The sequence below is a fragment of the Stappia sp. BW2 genome (genome assembly GCF_008107695.1).
GTDB lineage: Bacteria > Pseudomonadota > Alphaproteobacteria > Rhizobiales > Stappiaceae > Roseibium.
Window position 1 is genome coordinate 472,344 of record NZ_VIRG01000070.1, and the last position, 24,971, is coordinate 497,314.

Sequence of the window (24,971 nt, forward strand, 5' to 3'; positions counted from 1 at the left end):
CGGAGGCTACCGCCCATGCTCAGGATCCTTCACACCTGGCCGACGCTGCTTGCGGGGGTTCTCGTGACAGTCATGGCCATTTCTGGCGCTGTTCTGTCTCTGGAACCCGCCGTGGCACGCTTTTCCCAGCCAGTTGGCCAGACCGTCGCAGAGGACACAACGGTCGCGTCGCTTGCAAGCGGGGTGGTTGCGCATTTCAGCGATCCGCAGAAGATCGTGCGCAGGGCAAGTGGGCAGGTTGTTGTCTATCACGCAAATGCTGACGGCTTTGCGGCAGACCTGGTCGATCCGGCGACGGGGGCGAGCCTTGGGTCCTATCAGCCTTCAGTGTTTTTCCAGACGGTTACCGAACTGCACCGCTCGCTGTTTGCTGGTGAAACCGGGCGGATTGCGACTGGTATCGGCGCTGCTGTCATGATCCTGCTGTCTGTCGGCGGTGTCCTGCTTCTGGTGACGCGCAGCGGCGGCTGGCGCAAACTCCTGAAACCGTCGAGCGGCACATTTGCTCAGCGTCTTCATGTTGAAGCCGGCCGGATTGCCGTTGCCGGGCTGGGCATTCTTGCTGTTACGGGTCTGTTCATGTCCCTGACGTCTTTCGGGCTGATCGGTGCACCGGCTGAGGACAGCTTCCTGTCATTTGCCGAATCCTCCGGTGGGCCGGCCCTTGCCGTTGCCGACATGCCGGCGCTGCAAAACGTGGACATTGCGGATCTTCGCGAACTGGTCTTTCCGGCAAAGGGCGATGCCCTGGATGTCTTTGGCCTGACGGTCGCTCAAGGGTCGGGCTTTATCGACCAGGCAACTGGTGACTTTCTGAGCTTCAGTGCCAATACGCCTGCGGAAAGCCTTTATCAGCTCGCCTACACGCTTCACACGGGGCAGGGGGCCTGGGGCTATGCCCTTGTGCTGGGAATTGCCGGGCTCAGTGTGCCGGTGCTTTTCGTCTCGGGCATGGCGACGTGGGTTCGCCGCGTGCGGCGCAGTGTTCGCATTGCCGGTAATGTGCATGCCGGACGGGCGGACACGGTCATGCTGGTTGGCAGCGAAGGCAATTCCACCTGGGGCTTCGCCCGCAGCCTTCATGCGGCGTTAAAGGCGCAGGGGCTGGTGGTCCATACCGCGTCAATGAACGATCTTGCCGGTTCCTATCCCTCCGCCAAGCGGTTGATCGTCCTTGCCGCGACTTATGGGGACGGTGATGCACCTGCGTCTGCTTCCCGCTTTATGTCGCGTCTGGCCGGGTTCAGCAGCCAGACGGATCTGGCCGTCAGTGTCGTCGGCTTCGGCGATCGAAGCTTCCCGGCGTTTTGCGCCTATGCCAAACAGGTCGAGGGAGCTCTGAAGGATATGGGTGTCGCAGAACTGCTGCCGATGGCCACGGTCGACCGGCAGTCAACGCAGCAATTTGCCGCCTGGAGCCACGATCTGGGCAAGGCGATCGGCATCGACCTTCATGTGGAGCACACGGCAGATCTGCCGGATCTGAACGAATGGGAATGTGTTGCCCGCAAGGACTTCGGCCAAGCCTATCAGACGCCGAAATCCATCCTGAGATTTCGCGCGGTGCAGACGAAGCCTGGCAGGTTCGGTCTTTCCCGTGCAGCAAGGCCGTCCTTCAAGGCTGGCGACCTGATCGGCATCCTGCCGAAGGGCTCCGACGTGCCGCGCTTTTATTCGCTCGCCTCCAGCGCCAGCGACGGTTTCCTTGAAATAGCCGTCAGCAAGCACCCGGGCGGATTGTGCTCCGGGCAATTGTGCAATCTTGGTCCCGGCGACCGCATAGCGGGCTTCATCCAGCCGAATGCACGCTTCAACATGCCCAGGGGCAAGGCTCCGGTCATTCTCATCGGAGCAGGCACGGGTGTTGCGCCTCTGGTCGGCATGGTGCGGGCAAATGACGCTCTCAAACCTGCCTATCTGTTCGCCGGAAGCCGGGATCCGCAGTCCGATCAGCTTTACCGGGAAGAGATCGACACTTTCAGAAAATCCGGCCGGGTCCGGAACGTCAGCTACAGCTTTTCCCGTGTTCCGGGCGGCGCCTATGTGCAGGACGCTTTGCGCGCCAATGCCGAGGAACTGCGCCGGATGGTCCGGCAAGGAGCGGACATCATGATTTGTGGTGGCACCAGCATGGCCGAGGGCGTGAGCAAGGCGCTTGACGATGTGTTGGGTCCGCTCGGCCTGACCGTTCAGAAACTGCGGGCAGACGGTCGTTATCAGGAGGATGTGTATTGATGTTTCAGATGCTTGGCACTCCGGCAATCCCGTCCAATTCAGTTCCCGTACGGCATGACATCAGCGGAGAAACCATGGGAACCCGCTATTCGGTGGTCTTTTATTCCGAGTTCGACTTTGACGCCGAAGCCCTGCAGCGGGAGCTTCAAGAAGCGGTCGACCGGGTGGATGGGCAGATGTCGCCCTGGAAAGCGGATTCGATCCTGTGTGAAATCAATCGCATGGAGCCGGCAAGCTGGATCGATCTACCGGACGAAACTTTCGAGGTCTGTGAGTCTGCGCTTCTGACATGCGTGGAGTCCGAGGGGGCATTCGATCCGTTTGTCGGCGACCTCGTGTCCGCCTGGGGATTCGGACCGGAAACGGACGCCCCGGACCTGAACAAGGCCAAGCAGTTGCAAGGCGACTGGAATAGCCGCAAGCGGGAGGTGGAATTCGACCGGAAAAACCGGCGTTTGCGCCGCCCGGCGACCTGCCGGCTGGACCTTTGCGGTATCGCCAAGGGCTACGGGGTCGATTGCCTCAGCCAGGTGATGCATCGCTGGGGCTTTCCGGACCATCTGGTCAGCATCGATGGCGAGATACGGGCCAGCGGGCGCAAGGCCAGTGGCCTTGGCTGGCAGGTGGCCTTGGAGGCGCCGGAAGCGAATGTTCGCCGCGAGGCGCTGAGGCTTGAAGTTTCCGATGTCGCCATCGCGACGTCCGGCACCTATCGCAAGAGCCGGAACGCCAGTGGGCGCACGGTCTCACACACGATGAACCCGCAATCGGGAGCGCCGGTCAACAATGAACTTCTGTCCGTCTCGGTGATTGCCGAGAGCTGCATGACGGCCGACGCATGGGCAACGGCCTATATGGTCATGGGCTGTGAAAAAGCGTTGGCGCACGCACAGCACGCCGGGCTCGACGCCATTTTTGTGGTGCGCACGCCCCTTGGAGCGGTGGACGTCCTGGCAACTGATCCGGAGCTGCTGGCTGCCTGATGCGAAGGGAGGCTGGACCGGATCAGGCCTGCTGTTCGGTTTGCTTGGGGCGCAGATCCAGTTTCTTTGCGCCTGCGTCCAGGGCCTTGATGTCCGAAGACGCGGCAATCTCCCGGTCGGCGGCGTAGCGGTCATGGTTCTGGGCAACCTTGCCGAGATCGTAGAGGTAATTCACCATCACGCCGGCAGATTGGGCCCGGCCCTTTGCCGATGTATCGGCATCCGCATGGACCGCATGTACCTGGGCTCCGTTGCCAAGATGAAAACGGGCGACCGGATCAGCCGGCTGCCCATCCTGGCGGCGGGCCGACAGAAGATAATACGCGGCAAGGGTGCGCAACTGCTTCTGGTCCGCGTCTTCATAGGCAATGCCTTCGGCCGAAAGCCACTTCGTCAGACCCGGTATCGGTGACAGGGTGACAAAGGTCTTCAGGTTCGGCAGTTCAGCGGCAAGATCAGCGGCCACCTGTTTGATCAGCGAGTTGCCGAAGGAAATGCGGGCCAGCCCTTCCTGGCAGTTGGAAATCGAATAGAAGACGGCAGTGCGCGCCGTGGCGGCCGTGATCGGTTCCCGTTCGCCCGCCAGGAGATCCTGGATTGAGCCGGGAATGCCGTCCGTCAGCGCGACTTCCACGAAAATCAGCGGTTCGTCGGGCATGGACGGGTGGAAGAAGGCGAAACACCTCCGGTCTCCCGGAGCAAGCCGGCTGCGCAGATCTTCCCAGCTCGTGATTTCGTGCACGGCCTCATAGGCGATGATCTTCTCCAGGATGTGCGCCGGGCTTTCCCAACTGATCGGCCGCAGCACCAGAAACCCCCTGTTGAACCAGGAGATGAACAGGTGGCGAAAGTCCTGGTCGAGTGCCTGCAGTTCCGGATCGGAGCCGCCAAGGCGCAAGAGGTCGGCGCGCATGCGCACGAGTTGCTCGGTGGCGCCGGGGATCTGGTTCAGCCGCCGGATCAGTTCCTGACGCTTGGGCTCAACCGCTGCCATGAAGGCCGTGTAGGTTTTCCGGTTCGGCGTCGCCTCGTATGCGTCCAGCGCGGTGCGCACGGCAACGGGATCGATATTCATGTCGTGGGCAAGGTGACGGAAGAGCTGCAGCTTCTCGCCGTCTTCCATATCCTGAAATCGTTGCAGGAGCGTGCTGGCAGCGGCGGCGACCGTGCTTTCGCCGGCCGTGCCGGCAAGTGCGTCTACGAGTTCTTCCGTCGGCCGGTTGTCGCGACGGGCGGGCGTAGCCGTGCGATAGCGGCGCTCGAAGATGGTCGACAGCAGATCGCCGAGAATGGTCATAGGGGCCTCCAGAACAACTGGTTAGAGGTGGGCTCTGTCCTGAAGATAGGTTGGACGAGGCGTCGACCCAACTCCCCAAAAGAGGCAATCCGGGCGGCATCGCCCGGACTGTTGGCCGGCAAGAGGACGGCCGTCAGGCGGCTTCGCTGTCCTGCTGGTCGAGGGGGCCCTTTTTCAACGACTTGAAAAAGGCTGTCACCGCTTCGGTAAGCTGTCCGGCGTTTGAAGACATGCTTTCGGCCGAGCTGAGAACCGTCTTGGAGGCCGCGTGGGTGGTTGCCGCGTTCTGAGCGACGCCGTCGACAATGCCGGTTACCCTGTTGGTACAGGCTACGGTGTTGGTGACGTTTTCCTGAATGGCTTGCGTCGCCTCGGCCTGCTTCACCGATGCGGTGGAAATCGTCGTGGTGATCGACTCGATCTCGGTGATGGTTTTGGAAATCGTATCGAAGGATTGTGCCGTATCGCGGCTTGCCGCGTCGACTTCTTCCAGAGACTGGGTGATTTCCTGTGTCGCCTTGGCTGTCTGCGTGGCCAGTTCCTTCACTTCCGCGGCAACCACGGCAAAGCCCTTGCCCATCTCGCCTGCGCGCGCGGCTTCAATGGTCGCGTTCAATGCCAGCAGGTTGGTCTGATCGGCAATGGAAGAAATCAGGCTGATGATCTCGCCGATGGCTTCAGCCGAGGTGCGCAGGCTGTTTGCCTTGTCCTGGCCTTGCGCGACCTGGGCGACGGCAGCGCGTGCGATCTCGATGGAGCGCTGGATCTGACCGCTGATCTCGCTGGCGGTCGACGACAGGTGATCTGCGGCCGAGGCTGCCGCGTTCACGTTTTCCGCCGTCAGGTCGGCCGCGTCGGCGATGGCGGTCACCACTTCGGAATTGGAAACGGCGGAAGTTTCCATTTCTTCCGCCGTTCCGGTCATCTGGTCAGCGGACGTCATCAGGCTTTGGGCAATCGCGCTGATCTGGCTCTCGAAGGAATCGGTCGACTGACGGAAGGCACCGACACGGCCCTTGATCGTCTCGATGGCCGTATTCATGATCTCCGCATTCTGCAGATAGCTGCCGTTGAGGCCACCGGGCTGGATGCGGCGGTAATAGCGGTTGTTCTCGATCGCGGTCATCGAGGCGGCGGCTTCGCGCAGGAAGGCGTCCGTCCGGTCGATCATGTGGTTCATGGCAGTCATCAGGTCGCGAACTTCGCCAACTTCGGTGTAGTCCCTGGCACGCGCCTCGAAGTTGCCCCAGCCGACCTGGCTGCAGACTTCCGTCGCAGCTTTGAGACCCCGCCGGGCCCGGTGCAAAGCAGTGAGCGCAAACATCGTGGTGAGGATCACGAGGCAACCGCACACCACGGTTGCCGCCGTCTGCTCAAGCAAGGCACAGACCATGGCCGCCGAACCGGCAGCCATCGCGGCACCGGAGGCGAGCGTGGCGTTAAAGAGTGTGAATGAGCTCGTCATAGCTCACGCCTTTCGATTGAAGGATCGATACAAGCTGTTCGTGACCGGCCTGCATGCCGGTCTTTCGATTGTCTGCCTGCTGTTCTGTCTGCCTTAGCTGGGCATAAAGCGGGGTGATGACATCGTCGACAATGCGCCGGTTGGGCACGCGGCGATTGGAGTGATAGCCGATAATATTGCCAGTCTCGTCGTAGGACGGTGTGATGTGAGCAAGCACCCAGTAGTGATCGCCGTTGGCGGACATGTTGACCACATAGGCGAAGATCTCTCCACCGGCCTCGATGGTGTCCCAAAGCAGCTTGAAGACACACCGGGGCATGTCCGGGTGGCGAATGAGGCTGTGCGGCGCATTCTCGAGGGCCTTGCCGTCAAACCCGGCAATATCCCGGAAGATGTCGTTGGCATAGGTGATACGTCCGCGCGTATCTGTTTTCGAGACGATCAGGTCCCGTTCGGAAAAGAACCGTTCCACCCCTGTCGGGGTGACCTTGTACTGGGTCATTATTGGTGCGCCTGCTCCACTTGGCAATTCCAGGTTAAGGGTACGGTTGTGTGCTTAATGATCCTTAAATAAATGCGGATGGGGATCGTTTTTTGACCTTGTGAATTCACTCGTATTTCTCTCGATCTCATCTTTCTTTGAGGCCTGATTGCCGGTGGTGATTTTTGCCCCTTTCATGAAGTTTCAGAACTGACTTTGCGTTCGCTTGAAGACTTGAACGTCTCAGTTTTTCGGTTCTTTCTTTCGCCGGTTCACGAATGTCCGGTTCGCGAAGCGTTTTTCCTTTCCGGCGAGTGCCCGGAAGGGTGTCTTCTGGTTGAACGCGTGCCGGGTCCGAGAAACTGCGGACTTTCCATCGAGGCCCCTTAGGCTGTATAGAGGGCGCAATCAGCCGGGTGATGGCCTTTGCCTCCAGGGGACGCACCTTGGGATCCGGCGTCCTTCAAGAAACAGAACAAGCTCCATGAACGAATTTCTCGTTGCCGCCCTTTATATGTTCACACCGCTCGATGACTTCGAAGCGATGCGCAGCCCGCTCAAGGCCTATTGTGAGGAACGAGATGTGCGCGGCAGTCTGCTGCTGGCAGCCGAGGGCATCAACGGCACCATTTGCGGGCCGGAGGCCGGTGTACGCGAGGTGCTGGCGCATCTGCGGTCCGACCCGCGGCTGGCTGGTCTGCAGCACAAGGAAGCCTGGACCCACCGGCATGTGTTCAAGCGCATGAAGGTGAGGCTGAAGCAGGAGATTGTGCGGCTTGCCGTCGACGGGATCGATCCGAACGAAATCGTTGGCGAATACGTCAAGCCGGAGGATTGGAACGCACTGATTTCCGATCCGGACGTTGTCGTTATCGACACGCGCAACGACTACGAATTTGCCTTTGGCACTTTCGAGCGGGCACTCAATCCGAAAACCCAGTCGTTCCGCGAGTTTCCCGACTGGGTGGAAGGCGAAGACGAGCTTCAGAAAAAGCCGAAGGTGGCCATGTTCTGCACCGGCGGCATTCGCTGCGAAAAGGCAACGGCCTGGATGCTGAAGAATGGCTTTGAGGAAGTCTACCACCTGGAAGGCGGCATTCTGAACTATCTGGAAAAGGTGCCCGAGGCTGACAGCCTCTGGAAAGGCGAATGTTTCGTATTCGACGACAGGGTGTCCGTCGACCACCAGCTTCAGCCGCGTTGGGGAGAGTGGGTGCCGGAAGAAGCACGCCATATCATCAACGAGGACACTGACTACGAAACGACTGCCCGTTCCGAGACGGAGAACAAGGTCTGAGGCTCATCTGAGGCTCGGGTGTTTCTTAACGTTTATTAACTTTTTGGCTTTAACCCCTTTTGGAACTTCCCTAAAGTCATGGTTGCAGGATCTTCCTGCGCCAGACTGGGGGAAAGTACATGCGTCACAGCTTCTGGAGCGCGCTTGCCGCGCTGATCGTCGCCCCGTTGGTCAGCACGTCCGTGCTGGCGGGGGGACATGCCTTATCCTGCTATGAACAGGCGACAGTGCCGGCCGTTTACAAGACGGTCAACGAACGGGTCCTCGTGCAGCCGGCGTCGAGCTACACGGTGCAGAAACCGGCTGTCTACAGCTATCAGACCCGGCGTGTTCTGGTGCAGCCCGAACGGGTCAGCTATCGCACATCGCCAGCCGTCTACCAGACGCGGCAGAGCCGGGTTCTGGTGCAGCCTGCCAGCATCGGATGGGAATATCGGGTTCTCAACGGCCGCAAGATCCTGTGCAAGGTGCAAAATCCTGCTGTCTATCGCACCGTCAGCCAGAAGGTGCTCGTGCAGTCGGCCTCCCGCGTCGCCGTGCGGCAACCGGCCCTCTACAGCTCCGTGAAGGAAAAGGTTCTGGTGCAACCGGCAAGAAGTTACCGGGTGCAGAAACCTGCGGTCTACCGAACAGTCAGCCGCCGGGTTCTTGTTCAGCCGGCGCAAACTGTCTGGAAGCCCGTCAAGGTTCGGGGTTGCCGCTACTAGGTGGCTGGGTCAAGATCAGGCGCTGGCCCGTTTTTCGAAACGGGTTGAAAGCCGGTTACCTGACCAATTGTGGGGCTGAAACATGATCTGCACGTTGATTGCGTCTTCCATCCTTCTCAGCATGGAGGACGGTTCCATGGCTGTGCTCATTCCCGAGAACCAGTCGGTGCGTATCTTTAACGAGCAATCGGCAAAGGGCGAGGGGGCCGTCGTTCACCTCTACGGGGAAACGAAGATCCCGGTGCCGGGCGTGAAGGCCGAGCAGATCATCGAAGCTCTGAGGTCTTGCAAGCCAGAGACGGACGTTGAATAGCGGCGGCGGAAGACACGATTCATCCCCCAAGTCTCACCCGAGCCGATCCCTCTGCCTCGATGGATATGCCGAATCCGCCGGAGTGTGCCGCCCATCCTTCGAGACAGCGCTGACGCGCTTCCTCAGGATGAGGTTGAATGTGTTGAGGGGGATCTTTCTTAGCTGGGACGAGCTCCCGAGATGGACATGATAGGCTCATGGAGCCAGGGCTGCTGAAAAGGTGCCGACACCCCTGATTCAAACCTGTGCTGCCATCGCCCAAGTTAAAGCCCGGGCTGCTCCCCCCCCGCCTCATCCTGAGGAGGGCTGAAAGCCCGTCTCGATGGATGGGCCACAAGCGCCGGAAGTTTGCCGCCCATCCTTCGAGACAGCGCTGACGCGCTTCCTCAGGATGAGGTTTAAGGTGTTGAGGGAGGCTTTCTTAGCTGGGACGGGTTTCCGAGATGGACTTGATGGGCCTATGGAGCAAGGGCTGCTGAATAGGTGCCGACACCCCTGATTCAAACCTGTGCTGCCATCGCCCAAGTCAAAGCCCGGGCTGCTCCCTCCGCCTCATCCTGAGGAGGGCTGAAAGCCCGTCTCGAAGGATGGGCCACAGGCGCCAGAGTATGCCGCCAGTCCCTCGTGACAGCGCTCCGCGATTTCTCAGTCGCGTGCTGTCTTGAACCGGTAGGGCTTCTGGCCGGTCTTGCCGTGGCCTTCGACCAGGAACAGGCCGCCGGACAATGTGTCGGGCTCGATTGCCGTCGGGTCTGAAGGCTGCTTGATGCTGGTGACGATCAGGTGGTCGAGATCCGGCCCGCAGAAGCAGGGCATGGTCGGCTTGTCGACCGGCAGCTTGATGGCATGAAGCAGGTTTCCGTCCGGGGTAAAGCAGTTGAGCACACCGGCGGACACGCCGGCGCTCCAGTAATTGCCTTCAGTGTCGACTGTGGCGCCATCCGGTCGGCCGGTGTCGTTGGTCTGCTGTGCGAAAAGCATCTTCGAACCAAGCGCGCCGGTCTCCGGGTCGAAACCGTAGTATTCGATCCAGCCGGGGGAGGTGTCAGAGTGGTACATATAGGTGCCGTCCGGCGTCCAGGCGAGGCCGTTGGAGCACTGCAACTCGTCCCGGATCTCGGCCACTTCGCCACTTCCATCTACCCGGTAAAGGCCTGCAATCGGCTCACGGGGGGAACTGGTGTCCATGGTGCCTACCCAGAAGGCGCCGTCCGGGCCGACCTTACCGTCATTCAAACGCGTGCGCGGCTCGTCCGCCTGCACTTCGGCCAGAACCTCGCTGGCACCGCTTTGCGGGTCGAACAGGAGGATCTTATCCCAGACGCTGACGATCAGCCGGTCATCGTCAGTCAGGCCGAAGGAGCCAACCTCATTATCGAAATGCCAGGTGGTGATCTCGCGGCTGGCCCAATCCATGGACTGGATGGAGCGGCCCTGGATGTCCGCCCAGAGCAGGCGGTTCAGTCTGTCGTCCCAGGTCGGACATTCGGCAAGCTGGTAAGTCGTATTGATAAAACGGGTGATCGTATGGGCCACCGGAGCGGGTTCCTTGAAAATCCAGGCACGTAAACGGATGCGGACTATACCCGCCAGCGTTGGCGGCGTCGAGACACTGGCAACAATGGCAGAAATGCTGGTGGTTTGGCTGTGGACCGGTGGGCAGGAGCGTTCAATTTTCGCCGTTCAGGGGAATCGCGGTGCGTCTGACGATCGACCGGATGGCGAAGGAAGATTTCATCCTGAGGACGCCTGGAAGTTGGGAAAGGTGATCGCGGTGGATGCGCTCGAAGTCGATCGGGTCGCGGGCCGACAGACGCAGGATATAGTCGGCATCGCCAGCCATCAGGAAACATTCCATGATCTCTCCGGAACGGGCGACGGCGCGTTCGAAGTTCTCCAGTGTCTCCTTGGATTGGCCGGTGAGCGAGATTTCCACGAAGATGTCCATGTGCCGGCCGAGTTTCTTCTGATCCAGCAATGCAACGTATTTCTCGATGATGCCGGCTTCCTCCAGTGCGCGCATGCGACGCAAGCAGGCGGACTGCGACAGACCCACCTTTTCCGCCAGGTCCGCATTGGCAATGCGGCCGTCACTTTGCAGCACGTTGAGGATTTTCTGATCGAGACGGTCGAGTTTCATTTTGCTGCACCGCACATATTGCCGGCCTCTGGATAATACATTGCAGAATATTTGATCATAAAATGATTTGACGCAAGAATATTGCATAAATTTGAACAGGGGCCCTCTGGAACGCAAGCACATTCGACAAAATCAGCGGTAAAATCCGCGCCAATCAATAATGCTTCCAGAGGAGACGGGTTATGCGCATTGGTGTACCGAAAGAAATCAAGAATCATGAATACCGGGTCGGCCTGACCCCGGACAGCGTCCATGAAATGGTGGCCCATGGCCACGAAGTGGTCGTCGAAACCAACGCAGGCGTTGGCATTGGCGCAAGCGATGCCGACTACGAAGCTGCAGGCGCGAAGATTCTGGCAACCGCCAAGGAAGTCTTCGATGCCGCGAACATGATCGTAAAGGTCAAGGAACCGCAGGCCGTCGAGCGTGCCATGCTGCGTCCGGACCACATTCTCTTTACTTACCTGCACCTGGCTCCGGACGCGGAACAGACCGCCGATCTCGTGAAATCCGGTGCGACCTGCATTGCTTATGAAACCGTTGTCGATGCCCGTGGCGGCCTGCCGCTTCTGGTGCCGATGTCCCAGGTTGCCGGCCGGCTGTCGGTAATTGCCGGTGCGAAGGCCCTGGAAAAGGCCCAGGGTGGCTCCGGTACGCTTATCGGCGGCGTGCCGGGTGTCGAGCCGGGCAAGGTTGTCGTGATCGGCGGCGGTGTCGTCGGCTCGCACGCCATCACCATGGCGCTTGGCCTGGGCGCGGATGTCACCGTTCTCGACCGGTCGACCACTGTTCTGGGTAATCTTTCCCAGACGTTCGGTCCGGCTTTGAAAACCGTTTATTCGACTCGTGCTGCGCTGGAAAAGCATGTGCTGGAAGCCGACATGGTCATCGGTGCCGTTCTGGTGGCCGGTGCCGCCGCACCGAAGCTGGTGTCTCGCGATCTGGTCAGCCGCATGAAGCCGGGTTCGGTTCTCGTGGATGTCGCTATCGACCAAGGCGGTTGCTTCGAAACGTCCAAGGCAACGACGCATTCCGATCCGACCTATATCATTGATGAGGTCGTTCACTATTGCGTCGCCAACATGCCGGGCGCCGTGCCGAAAACCTCCACCTATGCTCTCAACAACGCGACCCTGCCGTTCGCTCTGGCGCTGGCCGACAAGGGTGCGAAGAAGGCATTGCTCGACGATCCGTACTTCCTGCCGGGTCTCAACGTCATCGGCGGCCAGGTTACCTGCGAAGCGGTCGCGACCGCTCTCGGCTATGCCTATGTCGATCCGAAGGTCGCCCTTGAACAGGCCAAGGAAAGCGCGGCAGCCTGATAGAGGCACTTCGCTTCAGAACATGAAAAAAGCCGGTCCATTGGGCCGGCTTTTTGCTTTCAGATTGGTGGCTTGGTTTTAGGCGTTGGGGGCAGGACCAGTACCCGGCACGCCGCACAAATTGGGGCGCCCAATAGGCTCCAGGATCCCGCATTGGGGATGGGGAGCATGACTGGCGTGTTCGTCACTTGGGACAAGCTGCTTAAGGACAGCGCACCTTGTAGGGCGTGCCCTGTTGGTCCGTGGCAATGCAGTTGCGCGGGGTGGTGACGACGCCGATAAGACCGCCGCCGACGGCGCCGAGCGCGGCACCGGCGATGGTTGCGTTCACCGTCGAACCGGCAACAGCACCTATGGTGGCGCCGGTTGCAGCACCGAGACCTGCCCCGATCAGCATTCTGTCCCGTTGACTTTCGGTGTTGGCGCAGCCTGTCAGCACAATGGCGAGACTTGCGGCTGCAAGGACAGATCTCATCCAGAACCCCTTGGCGAAAAAATGCGTTCGGTAAGGGTGGAGATCTATGGTTAACAGTTTCTTACCAAGACGGGTTTATCCAAGGCAGATCCTGAACGCAAAACGGGCGTACCCCATTTTCAGGGGCACGCCCGGTGTCTGTCGTCAATTCTGGTTGCTCCAGTCCGGCAAGGACAGCAGGAGATGGAGCAGTTACCGGCAGGCGACTCGATAGGTGTTGCCATACCGGTCGCGTGCCACGCAGTTCTTGGGCGTGGTCGCAGCACCGATGACAGCGCCACCGGCGGCACCAATGGCTGCACCAGCAAGAACCGGAGCGGCACCGGCACCGGCAGCCGCGCCGACGATGGCGCCGGTTGCAGCACCCAGGCCGCCGCCAACCAGTGCCCGGTCTCTCTGGCTGTTGGAATTACAGCCAGCAAGGGCAGCGGCCGCTAGGGCCACCAGAAGGATCTTTTTCATTTCGTAAACCTGTGAAGACCTGATTGCTTCAGGTCGGTTGCGATCAGGGGCAGGCGACGCGATACGGATTGCCATAGCGGTCGTAGGCGACGCAGTTCTTGGGCGTCGTCGCAGAACCGACGATGGCACCACCTGCGGCACCGATTGCCGCGCCGGCGAGTGCCGGGCCGACACCGTTACCGGCGGCGGCACCGATGACGGCGCCTGTGGCCGCACCAAGACCGCCGCCAACAAGCGCGCGGTCCCGTTGACTGTCAGACTGGCAACCTGCCAGAAACGCGGCCGAAGCAGCAATCAGAAGGAGTTTCTTCATTCTTTTCTTCCCAACGGTCTACTACCGAAACGAAAAAGGATCGCCTGCGCTTACGGGCAAGCGACCCGGTAAGGATTGCCGTAACGGTCGTAAGCGACGCAGTTCTTCGGTGTCGTTGCACCGCCGACGATAGCGCCGCCTGCGGCACCGATTGCACCACCAACCAGTGCTCCGCCGACATCACCGGTAGCGGCGGCGCCGATTGCTGCACCCGTTGCTGCGCCAAGGCCACCGCCAACAAGGGCGCGGTCACGCTGACTATCGGACTGGCAGCCCGCCAGGGCGAGGCCAACTGCTGCAAGCAGAACGAGTTTTTTCATGAAATCAGTCTCCCTTTCGGTCCGCATCCAGAGCGGGTCGAACGTATAAAATCTTGCTAAGCCTAAGCTGCTTTCCACGTTGGGGCAATCTCTGTTTGCTACAGCAGGCCCTTCTTTGTCGTGAATCGCAATAAGAGTTCTTCAACGATGTGAACCAGATAGGGCCGCTTGGGCAAAATTATGACGAGGTTCCCTCGCGTGATAACGCCTGACCCAGGCAGAGGTTCCCACGTCAGCTTTTCAAAGCGGTGAGCAGGCCTTTTGTAGATGCATCCTTGGAATCGGGGGAGATTTCACCCTTGACCATGGGAAGCAGCGCGGTGGCCAGTTCCTTGCCCAGTTCCACTCCCCACTGGTCAAAGGAATTAATGCCCCAGATGACGCCTTCCACGAACACACGGTGTTCGTAAAGGGCAATCAGGCGGCCGAGCGCGAAGGGCGTGAGCTGGTCATAGACCAGGGTTATCGACGGCCGGTCTCCCGGAAATACCTTGTGCGGCGCCAGTCGGTCGACCTCGCTCGAAGCCATGCCGGAAGCGCTCAGGAGAGCCGTTGCCTCTTCAAGCGTCCGGCCCAGCATCAGGGCTTCGGACTGGGCCAGACAGTTCGCGATCAGGAGGTCGTGATGGTGCCTCAGGTCTTCTTCATGGCCGTTTGCTGCAATCAGAAATTCACAGGGAATGACAGTCGTGCCCTGATGCAGCAGCTGGTAGAACGCATGCTGGCCGTTGGTGCCGGGTTCGCCCCAGACCAGCGGGCCGGTTTCCTGTGTCACGGGGCTGCCATCCAGCTTCACGCGCTTGCCGTTCGACTCCATGTCGAGCTGTTGCAGATATGCAGGCAAACGCGACAGGCGCTGGTCGTAGGGCAGCACGGCGCGGGCGGAATAGCCCAGCACGTCGCGGTTCCAGACGCCGATCAATGCCATCAGCACCGGCAGGTTTTTATCAAGCGGGGTTTCCGCGAAGTGGATGTCCATCGCGTGGGCGCCGGACAGGAAGTCGGAGAAGGCATCCGGGCCGATGGCGATCATCAGCGGCAGGCCGATGGCGGACCAGACGGAATAACGCCCGCCGACCCAGTCCCAGAAACCGAAGACGCGGCTCTCGTCGATGCCGAAGGCTGCGACCTTGTCGAGGGCGGTCGAAACAGCGGCAAAGTGGTCTCCGACTGCATCTTCTCCCAGTGCGCCGGCGATCCATTTACGCGCGGTCTGCGCGTTGGTCATGGTTTCGATGGTGGTGAATGTCTTCGACGCGACGATGATCAGCGTCGTGGCCGGGTCGAGCTTTTCCAGAGTGTCGGCTATGTGAGCGCCGTCCACGTTCGACACGTAGTGCAGCTCCGGGCCGTCATGATAGGGGCTCAGGGCAATCGTCGTCATGACCGGTCCGAGATCGGACCCGCCGATGCCGATGTTGACGACATCGGTGAACGCATCTCCGGTGGAGGAGGTCAGGTCGCCGGAGCGGACCGCTTCGGCAAAATCGGCCATGGCGTCCAGGACCGCCCGCACGTCAGGCATCACATCGGCACCATCGACCAGGACCGGCTGGTCGGACTGGTTGCGCAGTGCTGTGTGCAAAACGGCCCGCTTTTCGGTGCCGTTGATCTTGTCGCCGGCAAACATGGCCGCACGTCTGCCTTCCACATCTGCGGCATCGGCCAGGCCGAGCAGCAGCTCTAGAGCCTTGGCGTCGATCCGGGATTTGGAGTAGTCGAGCAACAGGTCGTCCGTTCTGGCGGAGAAGGTGTCGAACCGGTCGGGATTGGCGGCAAAGAGTTGCCGAAGAGATGTTCCCTTCAATTGTTCCGCGTGCCGGTTGAGAGCCTCAAATGCTGCTTCTAGCGCCATGAACAATCCTCTTAAATCGATTTAGCGGGTCGGGTACGCGCCCGTTGCGCAGGGCATCCATTAGCATACCCATCCATTTTGCGGGAGAGGAAATTCCGGGAAGGACGCCGCCGGAAACGCAGACGAGGTTGCCGGCGGCGGAAGGCGGGTCAGTTGGTGATCGGGGCCAGCAATTCAGGCGCGGTGACCAGTTGGCGGACGCCGTGGGAATGGTCTTCCTCGAAGACATTGCCTTGCTCCGCCCAGGCATTGAGAGAGTTGATATCCAGCTTGGCGCATTGCGGATGCACGCTCCAGGTCACCTGGAGCGGGGAACAGACCGACTGCGTATAGCTGGGGCCAGTTGTCGATCCGATAAAGGTGACGGGGGTGCCTGTTCCCTCCGGCAGAGCCTTGGGTTGGTGCAGGCCATTCACGATGTTGCCGTCGTAGCCGAAGTCGAGAAAATTGAGGGCATTCGGATCGTTCACCACCAGGAACACCTGTGCTTCGACCCGAAGCTGCGGGTTGGCGCAGGCATCGCTCAGGCAGGACCCGAGGCCTTTGCCGGGCGTGGCGTTGCAGGATGTATAGACCCAGTGAACTTCAATCGTGTCTCCAGGCTTCACGTCTTTGAAGGTTGAACTCGCAGGTTGTTTGAGCTCGGCTTCAGTCAGCTCTGCGGTTGCGTTGCACTGATAGCCGCCATGTTCGCCATCGCCGGCAAAGACCGTGAAGTCAGGGCCCTTGTGTTCGGCGTTGGTGTGCGTGTGGATGTTGCACAGGTTCAATTGAGCGGCGGGCGGGGCAATTGAGACCGAGGCGGTGTTCAGCCCGGCGGTCTGTGAAATGTCGCGCGGTGTTTGCGGGCCAAAGCCCTGACACAGCTCTTCAGCATGTGCTTGCGACAGGAAACCGATGCTTGCGGCAGCCGCAATTGCCAGTCCGATACGATTTGCCATGGAAAACTCCTGGGTGAGGGGAAAGGCAGGTGGAGGGGCCCATGGAAAAAGAATCTGAAAATGGGCTTTCGTTACCTAAGCGCGCTTTTGGTGTGCCCGCCAATTGGAAAAATTGCTCATATTGTCGAGGTGATGAAAGCGACTATTTCCGAATACGGCGGAAAACAGCGACGAATTCAGGTAGATCTGACCCTATTTTAAGAAAAGCGAAAGTTTCCTTTAGGTAAATCAAATCTATGAGTGACGAGAACAAATTACATGGTTTGTCCCATCTGCTCGAGCAACCGGGTGCCGAGGAAGAAGTCCTCGTGGTCGATTTTGACAACCTGTCGGTGATCAATGCAGTTGTGTCAAATGTCAGCGAATGGGGATTCCGGCTGACCTCGCCGGACGTCGGCGAACTTTATAAAAGTATCGGCGTCCGGCCGAAGGATGGCAACAAACTGGTGAAGGCTCATGTCACGTCTGTGAAAGGCAATGACGCCGCTGTTGTTTTTTCCAAGAATGAAAAGTCCGTCTCGGACAAACGCCGGGAGAAGCGGAATAACGTCAGTATTCCGGTCCAGATCGCCGACTTCGAAGGCATTACGGAAATCAGTGGTACGATTGTCGATGCAGGCAAGAACGGTTGCCGGGTAACCGCCAAGGGGCTGACCTCACTTCCCGAGGAAGTGTTGCTGACGATGAAGAAATTCGACAGGTCGGTCGTTGCCGAATTTGCCTGGCGCAACGATACCTCGGCCGGTTTGCGTCTTCTTTGGGACAGGACGCTCGAACAGGATGATAAGGACGTCGATAGCGACGACGACGTGCCGGAAATGGACGCCGAAGAGCATCAGGACGCCTGATCTTTGGTCAGGGCGTCCTCGCATCAGTCCTTATCGATCCCGTTTCCCTCACAAATGACAGCACTTCGGTGCGGACATCCAGAACGGCAGGTAGCGGCCGTAGCGTGAGCGCTGGCTGTCTGGAAGCTCTTTCCGAAATCCGCCCGCGCTGGCAGTGGCGACGTTCGATTTTTCAAAAAATAGTGTTTTTGATCGGAACTTCTTTCTTGTTCGGTTGTTCTCACAGTAACCGCACCATCAACAGGAATACTGATGTTGTTGGAATAGAAAAAAATGTGAGAGGATATAATATCATGAAACGGATTATCACCGCTACGGCTATGTCCTTGATGCTGACAACATCAATTTGCGCAGCACAGCAAGTAAAAGACTTGCAGACCTACAAGTATACGGATGCTGCTACTACCAACGATATTCTCGCTTCTGACCTGATCGGTATGCGTATCTACTCCGTTGAGAAGGACTACGACCGGTTCAACGAGAATTATCAGGCTCGGACCGATGAGGAAAAAGACTGGGACGACATCGGCGAAGTCGATGATGTCATCCTCGGCTTCGACGGCTCTGTGAAGGCAGTCGTTCTCGGTGTCGGCGGCTTCCTTGGAATCGGCGAGAAGGACATCGCTCTGCCGATGGACCAGCTGAAAGTCGTCCGCGAGCAGGATGATGCGGACAGTTTCTTCCTGGTGGTCAACGCCAACAAGGATGTTCTGACCAGCGCCGAGGCTTATGAAAATCCGAACCGTGCGAACGAGCCTTCGGAAGCCACCAAGATGGCTGATTCCAACGCCGAAGGCAGTGCAGCAAGTCGTCCGATGCTGCCGCGTGCAGACGTCCATCGCGATGGCTACAAGGAAGCAAAGGTTTCCGAGCTGACGGCAGAAGATCTGCAGGACGCAAATGTCTACGATGCAAATGATGAGGACATTGGTGAAGTCGACCAGCTCATCATTTCCGAAGACGGTCAGATCAAGAAGGTGGTTCTTGATATCGGCGGCTTCCTTGGGATTGGCGAAAAGCCGGTGGCCATGACGTTCGATGAGTTGCAGATCATCCGTGAAGATGGCGGTGACGACCTGCGTATCTACGTAGGGGCCACCAAGGAACAGCTTGAAAAGCAGCCGACTTACAAAGCGGATCAATAATTCTAACGCCTGACTGTCTGGGCGATGCGCTCAGACAGTCAGAACAATCGTCCTCAAGGGCGATTTCCTGACTGGGGCAGATGCGTGTGTGTTTCTGGAAAGCTGGTTCGTACCACTTCCGGAACCTTGAAACCTCGCAGCCCCACAACACCCGACCGGAGCGAGTGGAACCCATTTGACCGGCGGCTCATTAAAGGAGACACGACATGAACTGGGATATCATCAAAGGCAATTGGAAACAGGTTAAAGGTAAGGCTCAGGAACAGTGGGGCAAACTTACCGATGACGATCTGGACCGGATTGAAGGCAACCGCGATCAGCTCGCCGGCAAGGTCCAGGAAGCCTACGGCAAGACACGCGAAGAAGCCGAGCGTGAAGTCGATGAGTGGGCAAGCCGCCACTAATCGTCAAACAGATGAAAAAGAGCCGGGCGATCCGTCGCCCGGCTCTTTTCGTTTGTAACTGGCGTTTGGTGGCTTACAGCTCAGACCCCGAGCGCCGCTGCCGCCTTTGCGCGCGCTTCGATGCCGGACCAGTCATCCGCTGCAATTGCCTTGGCATCCGCAATCCAGGAACCGCCAACGCATAGAACATTCGGCAGTTTCAGATAGTCCGGAGCCTTGTCGAGGCTGACGCCGCCGGTGGGGCAGAACTTGGCTACGGCCAGGGGTGAGGACAGGGACTTGAGATAAGACGCCCCCCCTGCCTGTTCAGCCGGGAAGAATTTCAGCCGCTCATAGCCACGTTCCAGCAGGAACATGACTTCCGAAGCGGTCGCGGCACCTGGAAGCAGCGGCACGCTGTGCTGGTCAGCGGCATCCAGCAGGTTTGCGGTCGCGCCGGGCGAGACGATGAAGCGGGCTCCGGCAGAAACGGCGGCATCATATTGCTTGCCGTCCAGCACAGTGCCGGCACCGACAATCGCACCTTCCACGTGCTCGTTGACCGCGTTGATCGCTTCCAGGGCATGGGCTGTACGCAGCGTGATCTCGATGGCCGGAAGGCCGCCGCGCACGAGCGCTTCAGCCATGGGAACGGCCTTCTTCGGGTCTTCCACGATCAGCACCGGGATCACCGGCGCCGCGCACATTATCTTTTCGATCTTTTCAATGTCCTGGGCCATGTCGCCTCCAAAATCTCTTTCTTGTCGCCCTGCACCGAACCTCGTCGGCGCAAATGGCAAAATCTGTCGTTCCAAATTTACCTGGCCGGCCAGGTCTGATCCTTAGTCGCCGAACACATGCGCCCCGGTGTCGGCTGTGCCGACGGCCCCGCGGAAAGCAGCGAAGAGATCGCGTCCGGTGCCGAACTGGCTCTGGCTCAGATCGGCCTCGGCCAGCGGGCGGGCGTTGAATTCGGCTTCATCGACCAGCACTTCCAGTTTTCCGGAGACGGCATCGACGCGGATCATGTCGCCATCGCGGATTTTGGCGATGGGGCCTCCGGCAGCTGCTTCCGGGGTCACGTGGATCGCCGCCGGCACCTTGCCGGACGCACCGGACATGCGGCCATCGGTGATCAGGGCGACCTTGTGGCCGCGGTCCTGCAGAATTCCGAGGCAGGGCGTCAGCTTGTGCAACTCCGGCATGCCGATGGCCTTCGGGCCCTGGAACCGGACCACGGCCGCAACATCGCCGGTCAGTTCCTTGTTGTTGAACGCGGTCAGGAAATCGTTCTGGTCGTGGAAGACGCGGGCAGGGGCCTCGATGATGTGGCGTTCCCTGGCGACCGCCGAAATCTTGATGACGGCCTTGCCCATGTTGCCGGTAAGCATCTTCAGCCCGCCAGTCGGCTGGAAGGCCTTGGAGACGGGCGCCAGCACCGTCTCGTCCCCGGATTTTTCGGGAACTTCCTCTCGGCGCACATTGCCGTCGGCGTCGAGTTTGGCTTCCACGGTGTAACCGGAAAGATCGGTGCCGTAGACCGTCTTCACATCCTGGTGCAAGTAGCCTTCGCCCAGCAGTTCGCGGATCAGGAAGGCCAGACCGCCAGCGGCCTGAAAGTGGTTCACGTCGGCCTTGCCGTTCGGATAGACGCGGGCCAGAAGCGGCACGACGTCGGAGAGGTCGGAGATATCGTCCCAGGTCAGCTTGATGCCGGCAGCCGCTGCAATAGCCACCAGATGCATGGTGTGGTTGGTGGAGCCGCCAGTCGCGTGAAGGCCGACGACGCCGTTGACGATCGCCTTTTCGCTGATGACTTCCCCTGCCGGGGTGAATTCGTTGCCGAGGGCGGAAATTGCGATGGCGCGCTTGGCGGCTTCCCTGGTCAGGGCGTCACGCAGGGGCGTACCCGGATTGACGAAGGAGGCGCCCGGCATATGAAGGCCCATGATCTCCATCAGCATCTGATTGGAATTGGCGGTGCCGTAGAAGGTGCAGGTGCCCGGGGAATGATAGGCGCGGGACTCGCTTTCCAGCAGTGCGTCGCGGCCGACCTTGCCTTCCGCATAGAGCTGCCGGATCTTCGACTTCTCGTCGTTGGAGATGCCAGTGGGCATGGGGCCAGCCGGCACGAACACGGCTGGCAGATGGCCGAAGGAGAGGGCGGCAATCGCAAGGCCGGGAACGATCTTGTCGCAGATGCCGAGAAAGACCGCGGCATCGAACATCTGGTGCGACAGACCGACGGCGGCGGCCATGGCGATCACATCGCGGGAAAACAGAGACAGCTCCATACCGTCCTGGCCCTGGGTGACACCGTCACACATGGCCGGAACACCACCGGCCACCTGCGCGACCGCGCCAATGTCATGGGCCGCATCGCGGATCAAAGCCGGGTAGGTTTCATAGGGTTGATGGGCCGACAGCATGTCGTTGTAGGAGGTGATGATGCCGAGGTTCGGCACCACGTCGCCGGAAAGAGCCTTTTTGTCGGACAGGCCGCAGGCGGCAAAGCCGTGTGCAAGGTTGCCGCAGGACAGGCGCGAGCGCTGTGGGCCCTTTTCGGCGGCCTTGCCGATACGGTCCAGATACGTCGAGCGGCTGTCGTGACTGCGTTTGACGATCCGTTCGGTGACGTCGCCAATGCGATCCTGGATGGTCATTGTTTCAAATCCTTTGCTAGCCGCGCCGCGGCCTGGCTGGGTCTACGTCCGGTAACATAGGGCATCCGCGCCATGTCTGCCGCTCACTAATCGATTTAGGAGGCCGGAAACGCGCAAGGCCGGGCCTTGCGCGAGAGGTATTTAGTTGCTGTCGTCTTCAGCCCAGGTGCGACCGTCGCGCTCCACCAGCGCGATGGAGGCGGACGGGCCCCAGGTGCCGGCGGTGTAACCTTTCGGCGTATCCTTGGAGGCCGCCCATGCGGCCTGGATCGGGTCAATCCAGGCCCAGGCGGCGTCGACTTCGTCGCGGCGCATGAACAGGGTCTGGTTGCCACGGATCACGTCCATGATCAGGCGCTCGTAAGCATCCGGGTTCCGAACCTTGAAGGCTTCCGCAAAGCTCATGTCGAGCGGAACCTGGCGCAGACGCATGCCGCCGGGGCCAGGGTCCTTGATCATGATCTGCATCTGCACGCCTTCATCCGGCTGCAGGCGGATGATCAACCGATTGGCGGTGATGGCGCCGGCTTCCACATCGAAGATCGAATGCGGGATCGGGCGAAACTGGACAACAATCTCCGATACCCGCTGCGCGAGGCGCTTGCCGGTGCGGAGATAAAAAGGCACGTTCGCCCACCGCCAGTTGGCGATTTCCGCCTTCAGGGCAACGAAGGTTTCCGTGCGGCTCTCCGAGTTGCCGAGCTCTTCCAGATAACCTGGAACCGCGCCGCCGGCGGAAGCGCCCGCACGGTATTGACCGCGCACGGTCAGCTTGTCGATGCTCTGCTCCTCAATCGGCGCAAGCGCCTTCAGAACCTTCAGCTTTTCGTCGCGCACGCTGTCGGCGTTCATGGATTCCGGCGGCTCCATTGCCACCAGGCAAAGCAGCTGCAGGATGTGGTTCTGAACCATGTCACGCAAGGCGCCAGCCGTGTCGTAGTAGCCCGCGCGTCCCCCGGTGCCCAGCGACTCGGCCACGGTGATCTGGACATGGTCGATGTGGGCCGCGTTCCAAAGAGGCTCGAACAGGGCATTGGCAAAGCGCAGAGCCATCAGGTTCTGCACCGTCTCCTTGCCGAGATAGTGGTCGATACGGAAAATCTGGTCTTCGTTGAAGACGGCACCGACGGTGTCGTTGAGTGCTCTGGCGGACTGGCCGTCCTTGCCGATGGGCTTCTCCATGACGACGCGGGAATGGTCGTTGACCACGCCGACACGGCCGAGGTTTTCACAGATCGTGCCGAACAGGTCCGGACCGACAGCAAGATAGAAGGCGCGGATGACCTCGGGGCGTTCGTCCAGGACGGTTCTCAGGTCCTCAAAACCGTCACCCGTTGCGATGTCGATCTTGACGTAGCGCAGTCGCTTCAGGAACTGCTGCAGATGCTCGTCTTCCAGATCCTTGACGTGTTCTTCGAGCGCCGCCTTGGCGTAGTCGCGATAATCGTCATCCGAATAGTCCCGCCGTGCGCTGCAGATGATCCGGGCGTTTTCCGGCATCTGGCCATCCGCATCACGGTGGTAAAGTGCAGGCAGAAGCTTGCGATGGGCGAGGTCTCCGGAGGCTCCGAAAACGACGAGGTCGAATTCTTCAACTTCAATGACGCGTACCGCCATAAAACATCCCTTCTCACAACTGCCAGTTCGTTGGGCCGCTTTGGCCTAAACCGTTTTCGTCTGCGTTTTAAATCGATTTAATTCTCTTGTCAGCCCCTCATTTGAGGGCCGACCACTCTTTTTGCAGCTCGCTCCTGCGCGGCAGATCGGCTCCGCGCCGGGAGCAGGTTATGGCCGCAGCTCCGACGGCGAAATCAAGAAGACGATTTAGCTGACCGGCGTCAAGGTTCGCAAGCGTGTCGCGGCTGGTTGCACCAAGATGTTTCAGTCCGGCCAGGAGGGCTGCCTGGAAGGTGTCGCCCGCGCCGACCGTGTCTTCAACCGCAACCTTGATGCCCGGACGGCTGACTTCAATGCCTTTGGAAAATGCGGTCGCACCGTCGCCGCCACGGGTAACGATCACCAGCGAGGCGCCCATTGCGAGCCAGGACCGGGCAATGGTCTCGACGGCTTCGCCCGGAGCGATGAGCGCCAGATCTTCGTCGGACACTTTGACCACGTCCGTCAACGGAACGAGGCTCTCGGTGTTGCGGCGCCAGAGTGCCATGTCCGGCACAACGGTGGGGCGGATGTTCGGGTCGAAGGAGATCAGCGTTTGAGCCCGCTCGCGCTCGATCAATGCCTTGAATGCGGCCGAAACCGGTTCCACGAGCGCTGTGTAGGATCCGATGTGCAGAAACAGCGGCGGCTCGTTGAAGTCCGGCAGATCGTCGGTGGTCACCATGCGATCGGCGGCATTTTCGCCGTAAAATGTATAGGCAGGAGACCCATGTTCGTCCTTCTGGACGAGGCTCAGCGTGGTCAGGTAGTCGGTCCGCAGGATATAGCGCTCCGATACGCCTTCACTGCGGAGTTTCTGGACCAGGCGTTCGCCAAGTGCATCCCTCGATATGCCACCAAAAAAGCCGGCGTCCTCTTCAAGACGCGCCAGCCCCATGGCCACGTTGAAGGGCGAGCCGCCGATACGGGCATCGAAAGAAACACTGTCGCCTGAACCGGCTTCGCCAAAGAGATCGAACAATGCTTCACCGCAAATCAAAAACATATATGTTCCGGTCTTTCGTCGTTTGTCAGGAGCCGCCCCAACGGCGGGTTCGTGATTGTCTCTCATTTCCCGGCAGCGGCTCGTCACACCACCACCTCATCTAAAGGAGGGCTCGTGGCCCGTCTTGCAGGATGGACCAGGGCCCTGAATTTGCCGCCCATCCTTCGAGATGAACCTGTCGGTTCTCCTCAGGATGAGGTTGTGACTGGGTGGGTTTTAAACCAGATACCTTCTGATACCTTATTGTTTCCAATGAGCCTCTGCCAATGGCGTTTATGGAATGTGTCTCAACAGCGGCTCATCAAACCACTCCCTCATCCTGAGGAGGGCCTATGGCCCGTCTCGAAGGATGGGCCATGGGCTCCGAATTTGCCGCCCATCCTTCGAGACGAACCTGCCGGTTCTCCTCAGGATGAGGTTGTGGGTGCGAGGTGTCGGATGAAGGTGTTGTTGGCGCCTCTATTTGTTTCAATGAGCACCCACCATCAGTGCTTGTCGAATGTGTCTTCTGCGATCAGGCCGCGGCTCGTGAAACCGCTCCCTCATCCTGAGGAGGGCCCACGGCCCGTCTCGAAGGATGGGCCAAGAGCTCCGAATTTGCCGCCCATCCTTTGAAACGAACCTGCCGGTTCTCCTCAGGATGAGGTTGTGGGTGTGAGGCGCC

General features: G+C 59.7%; 24 protein-coding genes. 9 read left to right on the top strand and 15 right to left on the bottom strand.

The features are described from left to right. Nucleotides 1-15 precede the first annotated feature (15 nt). The gene (locus FMN63_RS21130; RefSeq protein WP_148586133.1) at nt 16-2,235 is read left to right on the top strand and encodes a PepSY domain-containing protein; all 2,220 of its coding nucleotides are present in this window, start codon (nt 16-18) and stop codon (nt 2,233-2,235) included. Beyond that, a complete protein-coding gene (locus FMN63_RS21135; RefSeq protein ID WP_148586134.1) occupies nt 2,235-3,218 on the top strand; it encodes an FAD:protein FMN transferase in 984 nt (327 codons plus the stop codon). Before FMN63_RS21130 ends, FMN63_RS21135 begins: the two co-directional genes overlap by 1 nt. Nucleotides 3,219-3,240: 22 nt before the next feature. Here FMN63_RS21135 and FMN63_RS21140 read toward each other — a convergent pair whose 3' ends face one another. From FMN63_RS21140 to FMN63_RS21150, 3 genes are all read right to left on the bottom strand, one after another. Beyond that, nucleotides 3,241-4,515 carry a malonyl-CoA decarboxylase gene (locus tag FMN63_RS21140; protein WP_148586135.1) on the bottom strand — a complete coding sequence of 425 codons (1,275 nt, stop codon included), beginning with the start codon at nt 4,513-4,515 and terminating at the stop codon, nt 3,241-3,243. 133 nt (nt 4,516-4,648) lie between these two features. Beyond that, complete coding sequence (locus FMN63_RS21145) at nt 4,649-5,980, bottom strand: methyl-accepting chemotaxis protein (RefSeq protein WP_209001257.1); 1,332 nt, start codon at nt 5,978-5,980, stop codon at nt 4,649-4,651. Continuing rightward, complete coding sequence (locus tag FMN63_RS21150) at nt 5,955-6,482, bottom strand: PAS domain-containing protein (RefSeq protein ID WP_148586136.1); 528 nt, start codon at nt 6,480-6,482, stop codon at nt 5,955-5,957. The genes FMN63_RS21145 and FMN63_RS21150 overlap by 26 nt, the downstream gene beginning before the upstream one ends. A 463-nt stretch (nt 6,483-6,945) precedes the next feature. Between FMN63_RS21150 and trhO the strand changes: the two genes are divergently transcribed. The 3 genes from trhO (at nt 6,946) to FMN63_RS21165 (ending at nt 8,778) form a co-directional block, all read left to right on the top strand. Beyond that, on the top strand, nt 6,946-7,758 hold the full coding sequence (trhO, locus tag FMN63_RS21155) for an oxygen-dependent tRNA uridine(34) hydroxylase TrhO (protein ID WP_148586137.1): 813 nt from the start codon (nt 6,946-6,948) through the stop codon (nt 7,756-7,758). A 119-nt stretch (nt 7,759-7,877) separates the two neighbouring features. Next, nucleotides 7,878-8,465: a hypothetical protein gene (locus FMN63_RS21160; RefSeq protein WP_148586138.1), complete on the top strand. Its 588-nt coding sequence runs from the start codon at nt 7,878-7,880 to the stop codon at nt 8,463-8,465. An 82-nt stretch (nt 8,466-8,547) separates the two neighbouring features. After that, nucleotides 8,548-8,778 carry a hypothetical protein gene (locus tag FMN63_RS21165; protein WP_148586139.1) on the top strand — a complete coding sequence of 77 codons (231 nt, stop codon included), beginning with the start codon at nt 8,548-8,550 and terminating at the stop codon, nt 8,776-8,778. Between the two features lie 645 nt (nt 8,779-9,423). Here FMN63_RS21165 and FMN63_RS21170 read toward each other — a convergent pair. Together FMN63_RS21170 and FMN63_RS21175 are read right to left on the bottom strand one after the other, a co-directional pair. Further along, entirely contained in the window at nt 9,424-10,314 is an 891-nt protein-coding gene (locus FMN63_RS21170; protein WP_148586140.1) for an SMP-30/gluconolactonase/LRE family protein, read from the bottom strand. A 133-nt stretch (nt 10,315-10,447) separates the two neighbouring features. After that, nucleotides 10,448-10,918: an Lrp/AsnC family transcriptional regulator gene (locus FMN63_RS21175; RefSeq protein WP_148586141.1), complete on the bottom strand. Its 471-nt coding sequence runs from the start codon at nt 10,916-10,918 to the stop codon at nt 10,448-10,450. Between the two features lie 182 nt (nt 10,919-11,100). Here FMN63_RS21175 and ald point away from each other — a divergent pair, with 182 nt between their 5' ends. After that, nucleotides 11,101-12,240 (top strand): alanine dehydrogenase, encoded by a 1,140-nt coding sequence (gene ald / locus FMN63_RS21180; protein WP_148586142.1) that lies wholly within the window; start codon nt 11,101-11,103, stop codon nt 12,238-12,240. Nucleotides 12,241-12,442: 202 nt separating this feature from the next. Here ald and FMN63_RS21185 read toward each other — a convergent pair whose 3' ends face one another. From FMN63_RS21185 to FMN63_RS21210, 6 genes are all read right to left on the bottom strand, one after another. Further along, nucleotides 12,443-12,715, bottom strand: coding sequence for a YMGG-like glycine zipper-containing protein (locus FMN63_RS21185; RefSeq protein ID WP_148586143.1), 273 nt, complete (start codon nt 12,713-12,715; stop codon nt 12,443-12,445). A 192-nt stretch (nt 12,716-12,907) separates the two neighbouring features. Then, on the bottom strand, nt 12,908-13,177 hold the full coding sequence (locus FMN63_RS21190; RefSeq protein WP_148586144.1) for a YMGG-like glycine zipper-containing protein: 270 nt from the start codon (nt 13,175-13,177) through the stop codon (nt 12,908-12,910). Nucleotides 13,178-13,220: 43 nt separating this feature from the next. Then, nucleotides 13,221-13,490, bottom strand: coding sequence for a YMGG-like glycine zipper-containing protein (locus FMN63_RS21195; RefSeq protein WP_006932811.1), 270 nt, complete (start codon nt 13,488-13,490; stop codon nt 13,221-13,223). A gap of 50 nt (nt 13,491-13,540) precedes the next feature. Continuing rightward, nucleotides 13,541-13,810 (bottom strand): YMGG-like glycine zipper-containing protein, encoded by a 270-nt coding sequence (locus FMN63_RS21200; RefSeq protein ID WP_148586145.1) that lies wholly within the window; start codon nt 13,808-13,810, stop codon nt 13,541-13,543. 232 nt (nt 13,811-14,042) lie between these two features. Continuing rightward, the gene (gene pgi / locus FMN63_RS21205; protein ID WP_148586146.1) at nt 14,043-15,665 is read right to left on the bottom strand and encodes a glucose-6-phosphate isomerase; all 1,623 of its coding nucleotides are present in this window, start codon (nt 15,663-15,665) and stop codon (nt 14,043-14,045) included. Between the two features lie 149 nt (nt 15,666-15,814). Continuing rightward, nucleotides 15,815-16,606 carry a delta-class carbonic anhydrase gene (locus FMN63_RS21210; protein WP_148586147.1) on the bottom strand — a complete coding sequence of 264 codons (792 nt, stop codon included), beginning with the start codon at nt 16,604-16,606 and terminating at the stop codon, nt 15,815-15,817. Between the two features lie 236 nt (nt 16,607-16,842). Between FMN63_RS21210 and FMN63_RS21215 the strand changes: the two genes are divergently transcribed. The 3 genes from FMN63_RS21215 to FMN63_RS21225 all read left to right on the top strand — a co-directional run bounded on the left by FMN63_RS21215 (nt 16,843) and on the right by FMN63_RS21225 (nt 19,003). After that, nucleotides 16,843-17,454, top strand: coding sequence for a hypothetical protein (locus tag FMN63_RS21215; RefSeq protein ID WP_209001258.1), 612 nt, complete (start codon nt 16,843-16,845; stop codon nt 17,452-17,454). Nucleotides 17,455-17,747: 293 nt separating this feature from the next. Continuing rightward, entirely contained in the window at nt 17,748-18,599 is an 852-nt protein-coding gene (locus FMN63_RS21220) for a PRC-barrel domain-containing protein (protein WP_209001259.1), read from the top strand. Nucleotides 18,600-18,805: 206 nt separating this feature from the next. Beyond that, nucleotides 18,806-19,003, top strand: a complete 198-nt coding sequence (locus tag FMN63_RS21225; protein ID WP_148586148.1) for a CsbD family protein — start codon at nt 18,806-18,808, stop codon at nt 19,001-19,003. Between the two features lie 80 nt (nt 19,004-19,083). Here the strand turns inward: FMN63_RS21225 and eda are convergent, their stop codons facing one another. The 4 genes from eda to FMN63_RS21245 all read right to left on the bottom strand — a co-directional run bounded on the left by eda (nt 19,084) and on the right by FMN63_RS21245 (nt 24,307). Further along, nucleotides 19,084-19,722 (bottom strand): bifunctional 4-hydroxy-2-oxoglutarate aldolase/2-dehydro-3-deoxy-phosphogluconate aldolase, encoded by a 639-nt coding sequence (gene eda, locus FMN63_RS21230; protein ID WP_148586149.1) that lies wholly within the window; start codon nt 19,720-19,722, stop codon nt 19,084-19,086. 102 nt (nt 19,723-19,824) lie between these two features. After that, the gene (edd, locus tag FMN63_RS21235; RefSeq protein WP_148586150.1) at nt 19,825-21,645 is read right to left on the bottom strand and encodes a phosphogluconate dehydratase; all 1,821 of its coding nucleotides are present in this window, start codon (nt 21,643-21,645) and stop codon (nt 19,825-19,827) included. Between the two features lie 141 nt (nt 21,646-21,786). Continuing rightward, nucleotides 21,787-23,262 carry a glucose-6-phosphate dehydrogenase gene (zwf, locus tag FMN63_RS21240; protein ID WP_148586151.1) on the bottom strand — a complete coding sequence of 492 codons (1,476 nt, stop codon included), beginning with the start codon at nt 23,260-23,262 and terminating at the stop codon, nt 21,787-21,789. A gap of 97 nt (nt 23,263-23,359) precedes the next feature. Continuing rightward, nucleotides 23,360-24,307 carry a carbohydrate kinase family protein gene (locus FMN63_RS21245; protein ID WP_148586152.1) on the bottom strand — a complete coding sequence of 316 codons (948 nt, stop codon included), beginning with the start codon at nt 24,305-24,307 and terminating at the stop codon, nt 23,360-23,362. Between the last annotated feature and the right edge of the window lie 664 nt (nt 24,308-24,971).

Excerpts from the sequence above, each read along its gene's own strand:
- FMN63_RS21215 (WP_209001258.1), top strand. The coding sequence starts at position 16,843 with ATGAGTGACGAGAACAAATTACATGGTTTGTCCCATCTGCTCGAGCAA.
- FMN63_RS21225 (WP_148586148.1), top strand. The coding sequence starts at position 18,806 with ATGAACTGGGATATCATCAAAGGCAATTGGAAACAGGTTAAAGGTAAG.
- FMN63_RS21220 (WP_209001259.1), top strand. The coding sequence starts at position 17,748 with ATGAAACGGATTATCACCGCTACGGCTATGTCCTTGATGCTGACAACA.
- FMN63_RS21150 (WP_148586136.1), bottom strand. The coding sequence starts at position 6,482 with ATGACCCAGTACAAGGTCACCCCGACAGGGGTGGAACGGTTCTTTTCC.
- FMN63_RS21190 (WP_148586144.1), bottom strand. The coding sequence starts at position 13,177 with ATGAAAAAGATCCTTCTGGTGGCCCTAGCGGCCGCTGCCCTTGCTGGC.
- FMN63_RS21160 (WP_148586138.1), top strand. The coding sequence starts at position 7,878 with ATGCGTCACAGCTTCTGGAGCGCGCTTGCCGCGCTGATCGTCGCCCCG.
- pgi (WP_148586146.1), bottom strand. The coding sequence starts at position 15,665 with ATGGCGCTAGAAGCAGCATTTGAGGCTCTCAACCGGCACGCGGAACAA.
- ald (WP_148586142.1), top strand. The coding sequence starts at position 11,101 with ATGCGCATTGGTGTACCGAAAGAAATCAAGAATCATGAATACCGGGTC.
- FMN63_RS21210 (WP_148586147.1), bottom strand. The coding sequence starts at position 16,606 with ATGGCAAATCGTATCGGACTGGCAATTGCGGCTGCCGCAAGCATCGGT.
- eda (WP_148586149.1), bottom strand. The coding sequence starts at position 19,722 with ATGGCCCAGGACATTGAAAAGATCGAAAAGATAATGTGCGCGGCGCCG.
- FMN63_RS21185 (WP_148586143.1), bottom strand. The coding sequence starts at position 12,715 with ATGAGATCTGTCCTTGCAGCCGCAAGTCTCGCCATTGTGCTGACAGGC.
- FMN63_RS21245 (WP_148586152.1), bottom strand. The coding sequence starts at position 24,307 with ATGTTTTTGATTTGCGGTGAAGCATTGTTCGATCTCTTTGGCGAAGCC.
- FMN63_RS21175 (WP_148586141.1), bottom strand. The coding sequence starts at position 10,918 with ATGAAACTCGACCGTCTCGATCAGAAAATCCTCAACGTGCTGCAAAGT.
- edd (WP_148586150.1), bottom strand. The coding sequence starts at position 21,645 with ATGACCATCCAGGATCGCATTGGCGACGTCACCGAACGGATCGTCAAA.
- FMN63_RS21145 (WP_209001257.1), bottom strand. The coding sequence starts at position 5,980 with ATGACGAGCTCATTCACACTCTTTAACGCCACGCTCGCCTCCGGTGCC.
- FMN63_RS21130 (WP_148586133.1), top strand. The coding sequence starts at position 16 with ATGCTCAGGATCCTTCACACCTGGCCGACGCTGCTTGCGGGGGTTCTC.
- FMN63_RS21140 (WP_148586135.1), bottom strand. The coding sequence starts at position 4,515 with ATGACCATTCTCGGCGATCTGCTGTCGACCATCTTCGAGCGCCGCTAT.
- FMN63_RS21135 (WP_148586134.1), top strand. The coding sequence starts at position 2,235 with ATGTTTCAGATGCTTGGCACTCCGGCAATCCCGTCCAATTCAGTTCCC.
- FMN63_RS21195 (WP_006932811.1), bottom strand. The coding sequence starts at position 13,490 with ATGAAGAAACTCCTTCTGATTGCTGCTTCGGCCGCGTTTCTGGCAGGT.
- trhO (WP_148586137.1), top strand. The coding sequence starts at position 6,946 with ATGAACGAATTTCTCGTTGCCGCCCTTTATATGTTCACACCGCTCGAT.
- FMN63_RS21165 (WP_148586139.1), top strand. The coding sequence starts at position 8,548 with ATGATCTGCACGTTGATTGCGTCTTCCATCCTTCTCAGCATGGAGGAC.
- FMN63_RS21200 (WP_148586145.1), bottom strand. The coding sequence starts at position 13,810 with ATGAAAAAACTCGTTCTGCTTGCAGCAGTTGGCCTCGCCCTGGCGGGC.
- zwf (WP_148586151.1), bottom strand. The coding sequence starts at position 23,262 with ATGGCGGTACGCGTCATTGAAGTTGAAGAATTCGACCTCGTCGTTTTC.